The sequence below is a fragment of the Rhizobium sp. BK377 genome (genome assembly GCF_014193935.1).
Taxonomy (GTDB): Bacteria; Pseudomonadota; Alphaproteobacteria; order Rhizobiales; family Rhizobiaceae; genus Rhizobium.
Genome location: NZ_JACIAC010000002.1, coordinates 515,625 through 530,980, shown reverse-complemented (window position 1 = coordinate 530,980; position 15,356 = coordinate 515,625). Strand labels below are relative to the sequence as shown.

Genomic DNA, 15,356 nt, shown 5'->3' with positions numbered 1-15,356 from the left:
TCGAATGGCATCAGTCGGAGCGGTTCCAACTTGGCATGAAAACCCCTAGGATGCGCGCCATGCAGGGAGCGCGTTTTGCCTTTGGTCCGTTCGTGCTTGATCCGGAGGCGGGGACGCTTCTTCGGAACGACGACCCCGTTGCCGTCGGGCACCGTGGGGTGAAGTTGCTTGCCGCGCTCGTCGGGCGGCCCGGCGCAATTCTGGCCAAGACCGAGCTGATGGACGCGGCGTGGCCGGGCATGGCGGTCGAGGAAGGCAATCTTACCGTCCAGATCGCGCAGTTGCGGAAGCTGCTGGGGCCGACCGAGGATGGCGAGGAGTGGATCTCCACGGTTCCGCGCATCGGCTATCGCTTCACCGGCGCTATAAAACAGCTCGGCAGCGGCAAGCGGAAAGCTTTGGCGCTGCCCGACAAACCCTCGATTGCCGTGCTGCCCTTCGTCACCGTCGGCGGCGATCCGGAGCAGGAGGACTTTGCGGATGGCCTGACCGAAGACCTGATCACCGATCTTTCCCGGACCTCTGATCTCTTCGTCATCGCCCGCAACTCGAGTTTTACCTATAAGGGAAAGGCGATGGATGCGCGTGATATCGCCCAAGAGCTCGGTGTACGCTATCTGCTCGATGGAAGTGCCAGACGGGCGGCCGGTCGCGTGCGTATCAATGCCCGGCTCGTCGATGCCGAAAGTGGCGATCATCTCTGGGCAGAGCGTTTCGATCGCAGCCTCCAGGATATCTTTGCCGTTCAGGACGAGGTCACGGGCAAGATCGTCGAGGCGCTGCTCGGCCGGCTGCGCCCGCTGCCGCCGCGCAATCGGCCCAAAAGCCTCGATGCCTACGATCTCTGCGTGCGGGCGCGCACGCTGATGGATGATGCGCCGCAAAGTGCGTGGGAAACGCAACTGATGCTGACGCGGGCGATCGCGCTCGATCCTGATTACGCCGAAGCCCATCGCTGGCTTGCGCTGAACCACTGGATGGGATGGGTGCATAGCGGCGGTCCGACCGAAGCCAATCGCAGCGTTGCCCTGGAGCTGGCGCGCAAGGCCGTCGCGCTCGATCCCAACGATGCCGGCTGCCGCTGGGTGCTCGCTTATCTGCTTGCCTATGAGCGCAGCTTCGCGGAGGCCGACGCGGAATTCGAAAAAGCCATCGAACTCGACCCGAACGAGGCTGATACCTGGGCGGCCATGTCTGATATCGCCGTGCTCTCCGGGCGGATCGACGAGGGTCGTGAGCATATCGGCAAAGCGTTTCGGCTGAATCCATTTCCGGCCAGCTGGTATTATCTGACGCTCGGCCAGGCGCAATATGCCGCCGGCGACTACGAAGCCGTTGTCAAGACGCTGCGCCGGGAGGAAACCTATCGCACGAGTTCACGCCGTTTCCTGGCGGCAGGCCTTGCCCAGCTCGGCCGGCTCGAAGAGGCCCGAGCAGAGGCGGAGCTGTTCCTCGTCGCAAATCCGCATTTCACGATCAGCCACTGGGTCGCTATGGAGCCGTTCCGCGACACAGCCACACTTGCGCATTTCGTGGACGGCTACCGCAAAGCCGGGTTTCCCGAGTGACGCCAGTATCGCATTGGCCCTGTCTCTTTAAAAATGTGATTACCATTCGAGTTAAAGCAAAAATAGGTAGTATTGTTTTAATCTCTTCTCCTGTTGGGCGTGAAAGCCTTTAGAGTTCGGCAGAGGGGATACTATGAAGACGTTTTTTGCGGCTGCGACCGCAGTATTGTTGCTGCAGATTTCTCCCGCTGCAGCGCAGGCGGCGACGCTGGTTGCCAATATCAGCATCAGCAAGCAGACGATGACAGTTACTGAAAACGGTTGGGTAAAGTATCGCTGGAAGGTTTCGACGGCGCGCAAGGGTTATTCTACGCCGACCGGTTCGTGGAGCGCCAAGTGGTTGTCGCGCGATCACCGGTCGAAGAAATACGACAATGCGCCGATGCCGTTTGCCGTGTTCTTTAACGGCGGTTATGCCGTACACGCCACGTTCGACCGCAAGCGGCTCGGCACGCCGGCCTCGCATGGCTGCGTGCGACTTGATCCCAATAATGCCGCGCAGTTCTTTTCGATGGCGCAGGAAAATGGCCTTGCCAATACCCGCGTGGTGATCACGCAGTAAGCAAATCAAGCGCTAACGAGGCGCTCCAGTTCGTCCATATCGGGAACGACTATATGGCGATTGTTCTCGATGCGGATGACACCCTGCTTGCGCAGCTTCGTCATCTGGCGGCTGACGGTTTCGATCGTCAGCCCCAGGAAATCGGCAATCTCTGCGCGTGATAGCGGCAGGTCGAAGGCCGTGCTGCTGGTTGTTTCCGGCTCGGCATGCGTGGCGATGAGATAGAGGAGGCTTGCGACTTTTTCCTGAGCCGTGCGACGGCCGAGTGTCAGCATCCATTCCCGCGCCGCGTCCAGCTCCTTCAGCGCTTGGGCATGCAGGTTCTGCCGCAGTTCCGGCGTATCCGCGATCATGCGGTCGAGCAGGCTGCGGGGAAAGACGCAGATTTCCGCCGGCGTGGCCGCTTCGGCCGACAGCGTGCTCTCAGGCACGAAGGGGCGGCCGATGAAATCGGGGGCGAATTGCAGGCCGACGATCTGCTGGCGCCCATCGGGCATGACCTTGCAGAGCTTCACCACGCCATCCATGATGTTGGAATAGGACGTGACTTCTTCGCCCTGCGCGACGATTTCGCGGCCGGCGTCGACCTTGCGGCGCGTCGAGTGCCTGCTGAGCTCGCGCAGTTGCGCAGCCGCCAGCGCCCCGCAGACTACGCCCTGGCGTGCCTCGCAGATGCGGCAGGTTGCCGGGATACCTATGTCAGGATCTTCACTGCGCGCGATGTCCACGTTCCGATGCCCCGATGCCCGATGCGACCATGTGCCTGCGTTTGAGTCACGCTTCGGCTCCAAAGTCATCTATCCCGATTTCTTGCTTCTGCATCTTGATGTTTATCAATTCCGACCTGATTCCGATTTGATTCAGATCAAATTCCTTCCCGGCAGCTGTGCGCTGAGCGCACCGTTGGCCGAAAGCCTTTGCCGTCACGGAGACTGGAAAAGTCTTTAGCCGGGTGGGTGCTCGCGCTTCGGTGCCCATCTGCGCCAGGCCAAAGGGCGCCATTCCATTGCTGTTTAGGCAACACCTGTGGGCCAAATTGCGCTGCAACCGGGACGAAAGCATTGGCTTTTGAAATGGATTTGCCTATGAGGAGGGGAATCTTCATTTCCAAGAGGTAGAGCGAGTGACCGCTACATTCGATAAAGTTGCCGACATCATTGCTGAAACCAGCGAGATCGATCGCGCAACGATCACGCCGGAAAGCCACACGATCGACGACCTCGGTATCGACAGCCTCGACTTCCTCGATATCGTTTTCGCCATAGACAAGGAATTCGGCATCAAGATTCCGCTTGAGAAGTGGACGCAGGAAGTCAATGAAGGCAAGGTTTCCACCGAAGAATATTTCGTACTGAAGAACCTCTGCGCCAAGATCGACGAGCTGCGCGCCGCCAAGGCTTGACGCCAAGTCATCAGGTTTTTTTCACGCCCTGCCGCCAGTGATATGGCGGCCGGGCGATTTTGTTCCTAAGTAGGCCTTCCGACGGGCTTTTCGCACGTCGCGCCGGAGAAGTCTGATGCTGCTGGAATATTTCCAGATGATTGATCGCGTCGAGGCGGTGGACCTTGAGAAGCGCACGCTCGTTGCGCGCTCGGTTGTGCCGGCCAAGAGCCCCGTTTTCGAAGGGCATTTTCCGGGCATGCCGCTCGTTCCCGGTGTGCTTCTCATCGAAACCATGGCGCAGGCTTCCGGCATGCTGGTGCTTGCCGCCACCGATTTTACGGCCATGCCCTTCCTGATGTCGGTCGATGGCGCCAAGATGCGTACTTTCGTCGAGCCGGAAGCGGTGCTCGACATCGAGGCTTTCCTCGAACATGACGGCTCCGGTTTTGCCGTTACCAAGGCAAAGATCACCAGCGGCGGCAAGAAGGTCTGCGACGCGCAGCTCAAGCTGCGTACCATGCCGTTCAGCGAAATTCCGCTCGGCGATATCGTGAAGAAACGTGCCGGCGAAGTGGGCCTGATGGACGCCATCGCTGCGCAGGGGGCGAAGGCCCAGGGGAGTGAATAGATGAGCAAGGCCGCCAATGACGTCGTCATCACCGGTGTCGGCATCGTAACCTGTCAGGGCGTGGGCAAGGATGCGCATATTGCGCTGCTGACGGCCGATGCCGCGCCCGCGACCATTGTCGAAACCGAGAAGTTCAGGCCCTATCCAGTCCATCCGCTGCCTGAGATCGACTGGTCGCAGCAGATCGCCAAGCGCGGCGACCAGCGCCAAATGGAAAACTGGCAGCGCATCGGCGTTTTTGCGGCGGGTCTGGCGCTCGACGATGCCGGCTTCAAGGATGATCTCGAAGCCTGCGGCACGATGGACATGATCGTGGCGGCCGGCGGCGGCGAGCGCGATATCAATGTCGATACGCTGATCGTCGACGAGGGCCTGAAGCGCAACGACCGCGAGCTGCTGCTCAACGAGAAGCTGACGACGGAACTGCGTCCGACGCTGTTCCTCGCGCAGCTTTCCAACCTGCTCGCCGGCAATATTTCCATCGTTCACAAGGTCACCGGCTCCTCGCGAACCTTTATGGGCGAGGAAGCGTCCGGCGTTTCCGCTGTCGAGACAGCCTTCTGGCGCATCAAGTCGGGTGAATCCACCCATGCGCTCGTCGGCGGCGCCTTTGCGGCAGAACGCCAGGACATGATCCTGCTGACGGAAGCGATCGGCGCCCATACGCGCGGCGAATGGGCGCCGCTCTGGTCGCGTTCCGGGCTCGAGGGTGGTGGCATGATCACCGGTTCGGCCGGTGCGTTTCTGGTGCTGGAATCGCGCAAGCATGCTGAAGAGCGCGGCGCGCATATCTATGCGACAATCGGTGCTGTCGAGGGCGACCGCGGCAATCGCGCCGCCGGCAATTTCGAAAAGCGCATGGAGCGGCTGCTGAAGCCTGCCGCTGATCTGCCGGCCGAGAGCACGGCTGTTTTCTCCGGCTCGACCGGCATGCATGAGCTTGCCGCCCGCGAAAAGGCAGTGCTTGAGCATCAGCTTGCGGGTGCTGCTATCCGCGGCTTCGGCGGCGTTTCCGGCCACACGATCGAGGCGCAGTTCACGCTCGGCCTTGTGCTTGCAGCGCTCGCCATCGACGCCAAGGCCAAGGTTCCGCCTTTTGACGCAGCGAACGAAGCGCCGATGAAGGCAGGAACGAAGGCAGCCGTCGTAACCACCGTCGGACATCAGCGCGGCGAAGGCGTCGCCGTTCTCTCGGCAGAAGCGTGAGGAGTGACTGAAATGACAGCGTCCGTTTATAAGGATCATCTCGGCCGGCCGATCGTCGCGGTCACCGGCATGGGCATCATCACTTCGCTCGGCCAAGGCCTCAGAGATAATTGGGCGGCTCTTTCCTCCGGTACATCCGGCATCCACGAGATCAGCCGGTTCCCGACCGAAGGTCTCTCGACGCGCATCGCCGGTACCGTCGATTTCATCGATATCCCGGTGCCGAACGCCGTCGAGCGTTCCTATGCCTTTGCGCGTGAGACGACCATCGAGGCGCTTGCCGATGCCGGCATTTCCGGCGATTTCAATGGTCCGCTGTTCCTGGCCGCACCGCCGATCGAGCCGGAATGGAGTGCCCGTTTCGAGCTTGCCGACCGTTCGCCGGCCGCCGACCATCCGGGCGATGCCTATGAGCGGTTCCTCGCTGCCATGCGCCAGCGTCCTGATCCGGCCTTCCATGAGGCAGCGCTGTTCGGCGCGATTTCCGAGCGCTTGTCCGACCGCTTCGGCACGCGCGGCCTGCCGGTCACGCTATCGACGGCCTGTGCATCGGGTGTGACGGCCATCCAGCTCGGCATCGAGGCGATCCGCCAGGGCCGCACCGACCGGGCGCTGACGGTTGCGACCGACGGTTCGCTGAGTGCCGAAGCGCTGATCCGCTTCTCGCTCCTCTCGGCTCTCTCTACCCAGAACGATCCGCCGACCAAGGCCTCCAAGCCGTTCAGCAAGGATCGCGACGGTTTCGTCATCGCCGAGGGTGCGGCGACGCTGGTGCTGGAATCGCTGGAGGCGGCTGTCGCACGCGGCGCCAAGGTGCTCGGCATCATGAAGGGTGCGGGCGACAAGGCCGACAGCTTCCACCGCACGCGCTCGTCGCCCGATGGCGGCCCGGCAATCGCGACGATCCGCGCAGCCCTTGCGGATGCCGGCATGAGCGAGGACGATATCGGTTATATCAACGCGCACGGCACCTCGACGCCTGAAAACGACAAGATGGAATATGGGTCGATGTCTGCCGTCTTCGGCGAAAAGCTGGTTGGCATTCCGGTCTCGTCCAACAAGTCGATGATCGGTCATACGTTGACGGCAGCCGGCGCCGTCGAGGCGGTCTTCTCGCTGCAGACCATGCTGACTGGCACGCTGCCGCCGACGATCAATTACAACAATCCGGATCCGTCGATCGTTCTCGATGTCGTCCCGAACAAGAAGCGGGAAGCCCAGGTTTCGGCCGTGCTTTCCAACTCTTTCGGCTTCGGCGGACAGAACGCCAGCCTTGTCATGGCGCTCGAACCGGCTTAGAGACCCTCCTTGATTTTGGGACGAAGTGGTTTTTGACGTCCTCGGGCTTGCCCGAGGATCTACCCGCGTCACGCGATAACCGCTGGCAGATGCTCGGGACAAACCCGAGCATGACGACGATCCACGTAGAAGAAAGAACTATACATCATGCGCGCGCTGCAACTGATCGATGACCGCAAGCTTGAGATCACCGACCTGCCGGAACCGGATGCCCCGGCTGCCGGTGAAGTGACGCTGCGCGTCAAGGCGGTGGCGCTGAACCACATCGATGTCTGGGGCTGGCGCGGCATGGCTTTCGCCAAACGCAAGATGCCGCTCGTCATCGGCGCGGAAGCCTCCGGCGTGGTCGAGGCGATCGGCCCCGGCGTTGCCAATGTTCTGCCCGGCCAGCTCGTGGCGATCTACGGCGCGCGCACCTGCGGCCTCTGCCGCCCATGCCGCGAAGGCCGCGACAATCTCTGCGAACACGTTTCCGGCGTGCACGGCTTCCATCTGGATGGTTTTGCGCAGGAGAAGGTGAACCTGCCGGCGCGCCTGCTGGTTCCCGCGCCTCCCGGCGTCGATGCTGTCGGTGCAGCCCTTGCGCCCGTCACCTTCGGCACGGTCGAGCATATGCTCTTCGACAATGCCAAGCTGGAACCCGGTGAGACGATCCTCGTGCATGCCGGCGGCTCCGGCATCGGCACGGCGGCGATCCAGCTTGCCAAGAAGATCGGCTGCACCGTGATCACTACCGTCGGCTCCGACGACAAGATCGAGAAGGCCAAGGCGCTTGGCGCCGATCACGTCGTCAACTACCGCACCGATCGTTTCGAAGGCGTGGTGCGCAAGCTCACCAAGAAGAAGGGCGTCGACGTCGTCTTCGAACATGTGGGCAAGGATACCTGGGCCGGCTCCATGCTCTGCATGAAGCGGGGCGGGCGTCTCGTCACCTGCGGCTCGACCTCGGGTGTTTCGACCGAGATGAACCTGATGATGCTCTTCCAGCAGCAGTTGAAGCTCTTCGGCTCCTTCGGCTGCCGCATGGAGAACATGGCGGATGCCATGCAGAAGATGGGCCGCGGCCTCGTTCATCCCGTCATCGATACCGAAGTCAGCTTCGACGATATCGACCGCGCGCTGGAGCGCATGGAATCCCGGCAGATCTTCGGCAAGATCATCCTGAAGATGGACTGACCGGGTGAAGCTGTTCATCACCCGGATCGTTCTGGCGCTCAGGCGTTTCCAGCAATGGCTGGTGGCGCAGCTGATGTTCGGCTTCCTGAACTTCCTGAAGCTTTTTCCGGCCGATGGCGCCATGCGCTTTGCCGACTGGATGACCCGCCAGATCGGCCGGCGGCTGAAGCGCCACAAGCTGATGCTCTACAATCTGCGTCGAGCTTTCCCCGAGAAAAGTGAGGCGGAGCTCGAAGAGATCGCGCTGGAAAGCTGGGGCAATATGGGCCGGCTCGCGGCCGAGTACGTCTTTCTGGACCAGCTCTTCGATTTCGATCCGGAACGGGCGGAGCCCGGCAGGGTAGAAGTCTCGGGCATTCCGATCTTCCTGGACCTTCGCGACAATCCGCGCCCCTTTATCGTTTTTACCGGCCATACCGGCAATTTCGAGCTATTACCGGTTGCCGGCAACGCCTTCGGTCTCAGCGTGACCGTGCTCTTCCGCCCGCCGAACAATCCTTACGTAGCGCAGAAGGTCTTCGATTTCCGCAGCGGCCGCATGGGCAAGCTCGTGCCTTCGCATGCCGGCTCCTCCTTTGCGCTGGCGCGCCAGCTCGAAGCAGAGCAGGGCGTTGGGGTCCTCGTCGACCAGAAGTTCAGCCGAGGGTTGAAGACGACGTTTTTCGGACTTGAAACCAAGACCAATCCGCTGCTGCCGAAGCTGGTGCGGCAGTTCAATTGTGAGGTCTATCCGGCCCGCTGCATCCGTCTTCCCGGCAATCGCTACCGGCTGGAGATCGAGCCGAAGCTGGAGATGCCGCGCGACGAGAAGGGCAACCTGGATCTTGCCGCCACGGCACAGATGATGAACGACAAGGTTGAAAGCTGGGTGCGCGAAAACCCCGCCCAATGGCTTTGGTACCATGACCGCTGGGATATCAAACGTTCCGTCAATCTGTAGGATTCTGCCTGTAAGGTTTTGCTCCTGATTTGTAATCGGTGAAAAGCGACAGGTCTGCTTGAGTTGAAACTGAGCACGGTTCATGTTACGCCTCTCTACTATGGCGCGTAAAGTGCCTACCGTAAGGCGTAATCTTTCATTAAGCGTAGGCCTCGACCGGTTTCGGAACATTTCTCAGGAAAAGGATATGGGGGGTATCTTGCTTGAGCTATTCAGAGCGTTTTCCTTACGCTGCGTGCAGATCGAGGAAGCAATAAGGCTAGGAGACGACGGACGCGTTGCCGCACTTGATCGCGATATCCAGCCGCTGGTCGAGGCAATCCTCGCATGCAGGGCATCGAGCCTCGTCGAGATCTATATGCAACTTCAGTTTGTAAGCTATCTCATCGCGCAGGATGCGGATGACGGGGCTTTCGTGACGCAATATGCTGCCGTGCTCTCCTATCTGCTCGACCGCTATTTCGGCGCCCATGCGCCGGACTGGCGCGTGCCGCTGCCGGTGGACATGAAGCTCAGGCAGCCGCCCGCCTATATTCCCGATACAGATAATGGCCAGTTCCTCAACGCGGCCATACTGCAGACGCTGCCTGACCGCGTGGCGGTGCTGACCAAGGATTACCGCTACCTCTACTCCAATCCCGTCAATTGCGCCCATCTCGGCAAGAATGCCATGCAACTCATCGGCCGCCATATTGTCGAGTTCATCGGCGAGGAGCGCTTTGCCGGCGAGGTGAAGGAAAAGCTCGACGCGTGCTTCGACGGCACGCCGGCAGATTACACCTACGCGCGGGACGAGCGGCACAACCGCTGCCGCATGGTGCCGCTCCGCGATGCGGCGAAGAAGGTGATCGGGGCACTGATCACCATTCAGACTCTCGGCGTCGACGCACCGGCCTGAGCTCAGCTCTTGCTCCAGACGGCGAGTTCGTAGCCATCCTTGTCGACAAAATGGAAGCGGCGACCGCCGGGGAAGGGCGTGATTGGTTTTGCTATGGTGCCGCCGGCCTTTTCGACGCTTGCGAGCACGTCTTCCAGCTTGTCGGCGTAGAGGATGACGAGCGGGCCGCCTGCAGCACGTACCGGGCCGAGATTGGTGAAGCCGCCCTTCAGCCTGCCGTCGTCGAACTCGCAGTAGTTCTCTCCGTAATCGGTGAAGCGCCAGCCGAAGGCCGCGCCGTAGAAGGCTTTTGCCGCGCCGATATCGGTGACATTGAACTCGATATAGTCGATGCGGCGATCATTTTCGGGAGTGTTCTCGGCCATCTTATTTCTCCATCATCGATTTGAGCGTCGCCAGATCCTTCTGGATATGGGCGGCATCGGCGGCAAACTGTTCGTCGGTCATGCCGGGAAGACGCAGCAGCGTGAACATCACCTCGCAGCCATCGCCATTCGGCACGATGCGCAGCGCGTTATAGACGCGCAGGCCGGATTCAATGGTGACGGTATGGTCGATGACGCCGAATTCGTTCGGCGGCACGAAGCTCACGCGGATGCCGCCGAGCGGGCCGTCGGCAATCCAGTCCTCGCCATCGGGTTTGAGACCGGTGGCAAGGCCGGATGCCCAGAGTGGCATGTTCTCCGGCTTGCCAGCGAAGTCGTAGACATCGCGCCAGTCCCTGTCGATCGAGGTGTGGACGATACGGGCGGGCATTGTGGTCATCGGTCTGTCCCTTTGCTTTGTAGCAGACTAGCAGGCTCGTTTTTCCCGTCTTGAACGAAACGGTCAGCGGCCGGTCAATTGATCGACCATGGCCAATGGCGTCAGCGTCGTCAGGTCGCCGATCTCGCGCGTCATGTGGGCCTGGTCGGAAAAGCCGGCTTCAAGGGCAAGAGCGGCGAGCGGCAGGGTCTCACCTGCGCGGCACAAGGCCATGAAACGCTGCAGCCGGCGGACGCGTTCCAGCGTCTTGATACCATAGCCGAAATGGTGGTGGGCACGGCGGCGCAATTGCCGTTCGCCAATATCGAGCTTCTGCTGCAGATCGCCGATCCGGCCCGATCCTTGGTCTGCAACGGCAAAGATCAGGCGGGCCTCGGGGTCCGGCCCCGCTTCTTCCCTTGCCAGTTCACTCAACAGGCTAGCGAAGAGTGAGAGGGCGGTAGCCTGATCGGGACGGTCGGACAGGCGCTGTTCGAGGAGGGCAGCCTTTCCAGGCGCGAGATCGCTCAGTGGAATGGAGAGGCCGGTGATCTCCGACAGAGGCAGCTTCAGCCAGGCGGCGCCGGCGCCCGGTGCAAAACGTGCGCCGATGATGCTCATCCCAGGCATCATTGGCGGGAATGCGGCGGTGCGGTCCGGCCCGGCAACGAAGAGGCGGCCGTTTGCGAAAAGCAGGTCGCAATAACCATCAGGCACGATGGCGACCGGCCTCGCTGTTCGAATCTCATGCGACCAGAGGCAGCGGAAATGCGGGGCGAGGGCCGGTGAGGGCGCATATTCGCGGTAGCGCCCGGCTCTCTTTGCGAGCAGCGGCCTGATATTGCTATCCATCGCAGTGCCGACGGTCATTCCTGCCTCCCGAACCCCATCATATGGTGCTGGCCAAGCCGTTCGGAAAGCCTGTTCCGACAGCCTTTTTTCGATCCGAATCGCGGTCTTCGACCTTGCCGTTTGGGTGAGAGAGTGCCACAACATCGCACCATTTCACTCATCGGAGGTTTGTCGTGGAAAAGGCAGAAATCGGACTGATCGGCCTTGCCGTCATGGGGTCCAACCTGGCGCTCAACATTGCGGAAAAGGGCAACAAGATCGCAGTTTTCAACCGCACGCCTGAAAAAACGGATGAATTCTACGAGAGTGCCGGCGATCTCAAGAAGCAGATCATTCCCTGCAAGACGATCGAGGAATTCGTCGAGGCGATCCGCCCGCCACGCCCGATCATCATCATGATCAAGGCCGGCGAGCCGGTGGACCAGCAGATGGAGGCACTGCGCCCGCATCTCGAAAAGAACGACATCATGATCGATGCCGGCAACGCCAATTTCCGCGACACGGTTGCCCGCTTCGGCCGCCTCAAGGATACCGGCCTGACCTTCATCGGCATGGGTGTTTCGGGTGGTGAGGAAGGTGCCCGCCACGGCCCGTCGATCATGGTCGGCGGCACGGAGGATTCCTGGAAGCGCGTCGAGAAGGTGTTGACCTCGATTGCCGCCAAGTATGATGGCGACCCCTGCGTCGCCTGGCTCGGCAATGACGGCGCCGGCCATTTCGTCAAGACGATCCATAACGGCATCGAATATGCCGACATGCAGATGATCGCCGAAATCTACGGCATCCTGCGCGACGGACTCGGCAAGAGCGCTTCGGAGATTTCCGGCATCTTCGGCGAGTGGAACAAGGGCCGCCTGAACTCCTATCTCATCGAGATTTCCGAGAAGGTGCTTGCCGCGACCGACCCGATCTCCAAGACGCCGATGGTCGACATGATCCTCGACAAGGCGGGCCAGAAGGGCACCGGCAAGTGGTCTGCAATCGAAGCGCAGAACATGGGTATTCCGGCAACCGGCATCGAAGCCGCCGTCGCCGCCCGCAGCCTGTCGTCGATGAAGGAACAGCGCGTCGCCGCCGAAAAGATTTTCGGTGATCTCGGTGCTGCCTTCCCGATCGCCTATGGCCCTGAATTCAACAAGGATCTGGAACTGGCGCTGTTTGCCGGCAAGATCGGCGCCTATGCGCAGGGTTTTGCCGTCATGGCGGAAGCTTCGAAGGAGTTCAACTGGTCGCTGCCGATGCCGACGATTGCGAAGATCTGGCGCGCCGGCTGCATCATCCGCTCGCAGTTCCTCGACGAGATCACCAAGGCGTTCACTGACGCGCCCGATGCGGCAAATCTCATCGTCACGCCTGCCTTCTCGGCCATGGTCAAGGAATCGATCCCGGCGCTTCGCCGCGTCGTGACCGCGGCGATGACCGCCGGCCTGCCGGTTCCGGCGCTGGCTTCGGCGCTCACCTATTTCGATGCCTACCGCCAGGGCCGCGGCACTGCCAACCTGATCCAGGCGCAGCGCGACTTCTTCGGCGCCCACGGCTTCGACCGCCTCGACGGTAAGGACTTCCACCACGGCCCCTGGGGCAGCGGTGCCTCGACCTTCTGAGGTTTGCGGGAATAGAATTGAAGAGCCCGGCCATTGCGCCGGGCTTTTTGTTATAGTGCCAAAGGCGAAAGGGAGGTTTCCGACATGCTCCACCACGCATCCTTCGGGGTGGCCGATATCGAAAAGGCTGCGCGATTCTACGATGCTGCCTTTGGCGCACTCGGCTATATCAGAGTCTGGGAGGACCTACGGCCGGGCGAGGTCGGACAGGCTGTCGGCTATGGCCTGCCTGGCGGCGGTGACAAGCTGGCGATCAAGGCGGTCGAGGCGGGGCAGGCGGCACCCGGTGCCGGTTTTCACCTTGCCTTTGCTGCGCCGGACAGGCAGTCGGTGATCGAATTTCATGCGGCGGCGCTTGCGCATGGTGGCGTCGACAATGGCGCGCCGGGGCTGAGGCAGCATTACGGGCCTCACTATTTTGCAGCCTTTGTTATCGATCCGGATGGGTATCGGATTGAGGCGGTGTTTAATCAGTCGGTTTAAGGGGAGTGGGCTTCACCAGCTCTGGAGGGTGAGGCCCTCATCCGATCCTTCGGACCACCCGACCGGGGTCGAGCCGCGGGTCTCGACCCGGTCCTTCTGGCCCCCAGGGAGAAGGGGATATGCCGCACCGTCTCCGCCCCCTCTACCCGGCGGGGAGAGGGCTAGGGTGAGGGGGCCGCACACTCAAACGACCACCCTAAGAACGCACGTTCATGGCAATATCGGCGGAATGTGATAGACGACACAGCCATATTTGCGGTTGTGGCGGTGTTCCCTAACCTCGCCGCCATAGGCTTCGGCAATCCGCCTGCTGGCGATGTTTTCCTCGGCCACCGGATATTCGAAATAACGCACCGTCTGCGTCTTGCTGACCCATCTCGCTACAGCGCCGATCAACTCATTGCCGAAGCGTTTGCCATGCACATCGCGGCGTAGCCAGATTCCGAGCTCCGGTGTATCTGATTTGATAGCGTGTACGCCGAGAATGCCGAGGCAGCGGCTATCCTCGCGGCTGCGAGGGACAAGGGTGAGTTCCGATCCATCTTCCATTGCAGGCAGCCAGTTTTGCCAAATTTCGGCAAAGGCTTCTTCGCTCGCAGGCGCTTCCCAGGCGGTGAAGCGGGTGATCTCGGGGGAGATACAGGCAAAGACCTCGCCGGCATCCTCCTGCCTGAATGAACGGAGGACCGTGCGTTCCGTTGGTATTTCGATATCCTGCATGCGTTTCTCCGCGCGCCAGCATAACGGCAGTCCCGGATGCTTACCGCCCGTCCGGCCATTCCGGCTTGGTGATGCTCTGCAGCAGCTCCGCGTCCACGCCATCGATCCGAGCGATCACCTGTTTTGCCATCTCGCGGCCGGCATGGCGGACGTCTTCATAGGCGGTGATGATCTCCGGGCGGATCCAGTTGAGGATCGGGGCGGATTGTTTGGAGACGAGGTCTACATCGTGGCCGAGGCGCTTGCCGGCGGCTTCGATGCCGGCGTTGACGGCGATGGTGGCGCTGCCGGCTGACGAGACGATGCCGTCAGGCGCGCCAGGGGAGCGCATCAGATGTTCCACGGCGTCGCGGATTTCGGCGAGTGGGGCGTCGATATTGACGCGCAGCGGCACTTCCTCGGCGCCGCAATCATGCAGGCCGGTCTGAAAGCCGATGCGGGTGTGGGTGTAATAGGTGAGCTTGCTCGGCGGCTGCAGGAGAGCGATGCGCCTGCGGCCCCTGGCGACCAGCTTCTGCACGGCCTGATGGGCGTAGGCCTCGTTGTCGAAGTCGTGGTAGGGGTGCACCAGCCCGGCATCGGTGCGGCCGTGAGTGGTAAAAGGCATGCCGCTTTCGGCGAGCAGGCGCACGCGCGGATCGTCAGGCTCGACGCGCGAGATGATGACGCCGTCGGCCGAGCCAGTTTCCAGGATGTAGCGCACCGGCAGCATGGGGTCCTTGCTGTGCGAATGCGGGGTGACGACGATATGATAGGGCGTGCCGGTCAGCACTTCGGAAATGCCGAAGACCATCTGGCTGGAAAAGCCCATGATCTCCTCGTCGATGCTGAGTACCAGCGCAATAACGTTGGTCTTACCGGTTCTCAGGCGCACACCGGCCCTGTTCGGCTGGTAGCCCAGCTGGCGGGCGACCATGCGAACCCGTTCCTTCGTTTCAGCGCCGATATCCGGTGCATCTTTCAGCGCCCGCGATACGGTCGTCACGCCAAGGCCGGTCATGAAGGCGATCGTCTTCAATGTCGGGCGCTCGCGCGGAATGGAACCGGATGCGGCTCCGCCGAAATTTCCGTTGTTTTCCATCCCTCTAGGCCTGCCTCGCGCGATTTGCTTCGCCTTATAGAGGCTTTTGGGCGCACTGTAAGTATGCCGCCGCCCAAAAAGCTCTCCTCCCTGAGCGGAACAATCTGTAACGATACAGTAGAAATGTCGAGCGCTTTTTCTGATCGATGTTGCAGAGTGATCCTCTCTGGTTGAATCGCCTGTTGAGGTCGCGATTTTTTGCGCCTGCGAA

At 61.2% G+C, this 15,356-nt stretch carries 17 protein-coding genes; 11 read left to right on the top strand and 6 right to left on the bottom strand.

The window, feature by feature from the left end:
* The first annotated feature begins 59 nt into the window (after positions 1-59).
* On the top strand, positions 60-1,568 hold the full coding sequence (locus FHT92_RS11385; RefSeq protein ID WP_183824992.1) for a winged helix-turn-helix domain-containing tetratricopeptide repeat protein: 1,509 nt from the start codon (positions 60-62) through the stop codon (positions 1,566-1,568).
* A gap of 133 nt (positions 1,569-1,701) precedes the next feature.
* Positions 1,702-2,130 (top strand): L,D-transpeptidase, encoded by a 429-nt coding sequence (locus FHT92_RS11380; protein WP_183824989.1) that lies wholly within the window; start codon positions 1,702-1,704, stop codon positions 2,128-2,130.
* Positions 2,131-2,135: 5 nt separating this feature from the next.
* Here FHT92_RS11380 and FHT92_RS11375 read toward each other — a convergent pair whose 3' ends face one another.
* Complete coding sequence (locus FHT92_RS11375) at positions 2,136-2,858, bottom strand: Crp/Fnr family transcriptional regulator (protein ID WP_183824986.1); 723 nt, start codon at positions 2,856-2,858, stop codon at positions 2,136-2,138.
* 395 nt (positions 2,859-3,253) lie between these two features.
* Here FHT92_RS11375 and FHT92_RS11370 point away from each other — a divergent pair, with 395 nt between their 5' ends.
* The 7 genes from FHT92_RS11370 to FHT92_RS11340 all read left to right on the top strand — a co-directional run bounded on the left by FHT92_RS11370 (position 3,254) and on the right by FHT92_RS11340 (position 9,661).
* Positions 3,254-3,532, top strand: a complete 279-nt coding sequence (locus FHT92_RS11370) for an acyl carrier protein (protein ID WP_007814022.1) — start codon at positions 3,254-3,256, stop codon at positions 3,530-3,532.
* 115 nt (positions 3,533-3,647) lie between these two features.
* The gene (locus FHT92_RS11365; protein ID WP_183824983.1) at positions 3,648-4,142 is read left to right on the top strand and encodes a 3-hydroxyacyl-ACP dehydratase FabZ family protein; all 495 of its coding nucleotides are present in this window, start codon (positions 3,648-3,650) and stop codon (positions 4,140-4,142) included.
* Positions 4,143-5,348, top strand: coding sequence for a beta-ketoacyl-ACP synthase (locus FHT92_RS11360; protein ID WP_183824980.1), 1,206 nt, complete (start codon positions 4,143-4,145; stop codon positions 5,346-5,348).
* Positions 5,349-5,360: 12 nt separating this feature from the next.
* On the top strand, positions 5,361-6,647 hold the full coding sequence (locus FHT92_RS11355; RefSeq protein WP_183824977.1) for a beta-ketoacyl-ACP synthase: 1,287 nt from the start codon (positions 5,361-5,363) through the stop codon (positions 6,645-6,647).
* Between the two features lie 147 nt (positions 6,648-6,794).
* On the top strand, positions 6,795-7,823 hold the full coding sequence (locus tag FHT92_RS11350; RefSeq protein ID WP_183740337.1) for a zinc-binding dehydrogenase: 1,029 nt from the start codon (positions 6,795-6,797) through the stop codon (positions 7,821-7,823).
* A gap of 4 nt (positions 7,824-7,827) precedes the next feature.
* On the top strand, positions 7,828-8,763 hold the full coding sequence (locus tag FHT92_RS11345; protein WP_183740334.1) for a lipid A biosynthesis lauroyl acyltransferase: 936 nt from the start codon (positions 7,828-7,830) through the stop codon (positions 8,761-8,763).
* 199 nt (positions 8,764-8,962) lie between these two features.
* The gene (locus FHT92_RS11340; RefSeq protein ID WP_183826227.1) at positions 8,963-9,661 is read left to right on the top strand and encodes a PAS domain-containing protein; all 699 of its coding nucleotides are present in this window, start codon (positions 8,963-8,965) and stop codon (positions 9,659-9,661) included.
* 2 nt (positions 9,662-9,663) lie between these two features.
* On the opposite strand, the gene FHT92_RS11335 is transcribed toward FHT92_RS11340, so the two are convergent.
* The 3 genes from FHT92_RS11335 to FHT92_RS11325 form a co-directional block, all read right to left on the bottom strand.
* Complete coding sequence (locus FHT92_RS11335; protein ID WP_183740331.1) at positions 9,664-10,026, bottom strand: VOC family protein; 363 nt, start codon at positions 10,024-10,026, stop codon at positions 9,664-9,666.
* A 1-nt stretch (position 10,027) separates the two neighbouring features.
* Positions 10,028-10,426, bottom strand: a complete 399-nt coding sequence (locus FHT92_RS11330) for an SRPBCC family protein (RefSeq protein ID WP_183740328.1) — start codon at positions 10,424-10,426, stop codon at positions 10,028-10,030.
* Between the two features lie 63 nt (positions 10,427-10,489).
* Positions 10,490-11,275, bottom strand: coding sequence for a DUF6597 domain-containing transcriptional factor (locus FHT92_RS11325; RefSeq protein ID WP_246735228.1), 786 nt, complete (start codon positions 11,273-11,275; stop codon positions 10,490-10,492).
* 155 nt (positions 11,276-11,430) lie between these two features.
* On the opposite strand from FHT92_RS11325, the gene gndA reads away from it, so the two are divergent.
* Together gndA and FHT92_RS11315 are read left to right on the top strand one after the other, a co-directional pair.
* Positions 11,431-12,861: an NADP-dependent phosphogluconate dehydrogenase gene (gene gndA, locus FHT92_RS11320; protein WP_183740326.1), complete on the top strand. Its 1,431-nt coding sequence runs from the start codon at positions 11,431-11,433 to the stop codon at positions 12,859-12,861.
* 84 nt (positions 12,862-12,945) lie between these two features.
* Entirely contained in the window at positions 12,946-13,344 is a 399-nt protein-coding gene (locus FHT92_RS11315; protein WP_183824974.1) for a VOC family protein, read from the top strand.
* A gap of 210 nt (positions 13,345-13,554) precedes the next feature.
* Here the strand turns inward: FHT92_RS11315 and FHT92_RS11310 are convergent, their stop codons facing one another.
* A complete protein-coding gene (locus tag FHT92_RS11310) occupies positions 13,555-14,064 on the bottom strand; it encodes a GNAT family N-acetyltransferase (RefSeq protein ID WP_183824971.1) in 510 nt (169 codons plus the stop codon).
* 40 nt (positions 14,065-14,104) lie between these two features.
* Positions 14,105-15,145: a LacI family transcriptional regulator gene (locus FHT92_RS11305; protein WP_183824968.1), complete on the bottom strand. Its 1,041-nt coding sequence runs from the start codon at positions 15,143-15,145 to the stop codon at positions 14,105-14,107.
* Between the last annotated feature and the right edge of the window lie 211 nt (positions 15,146-15,356).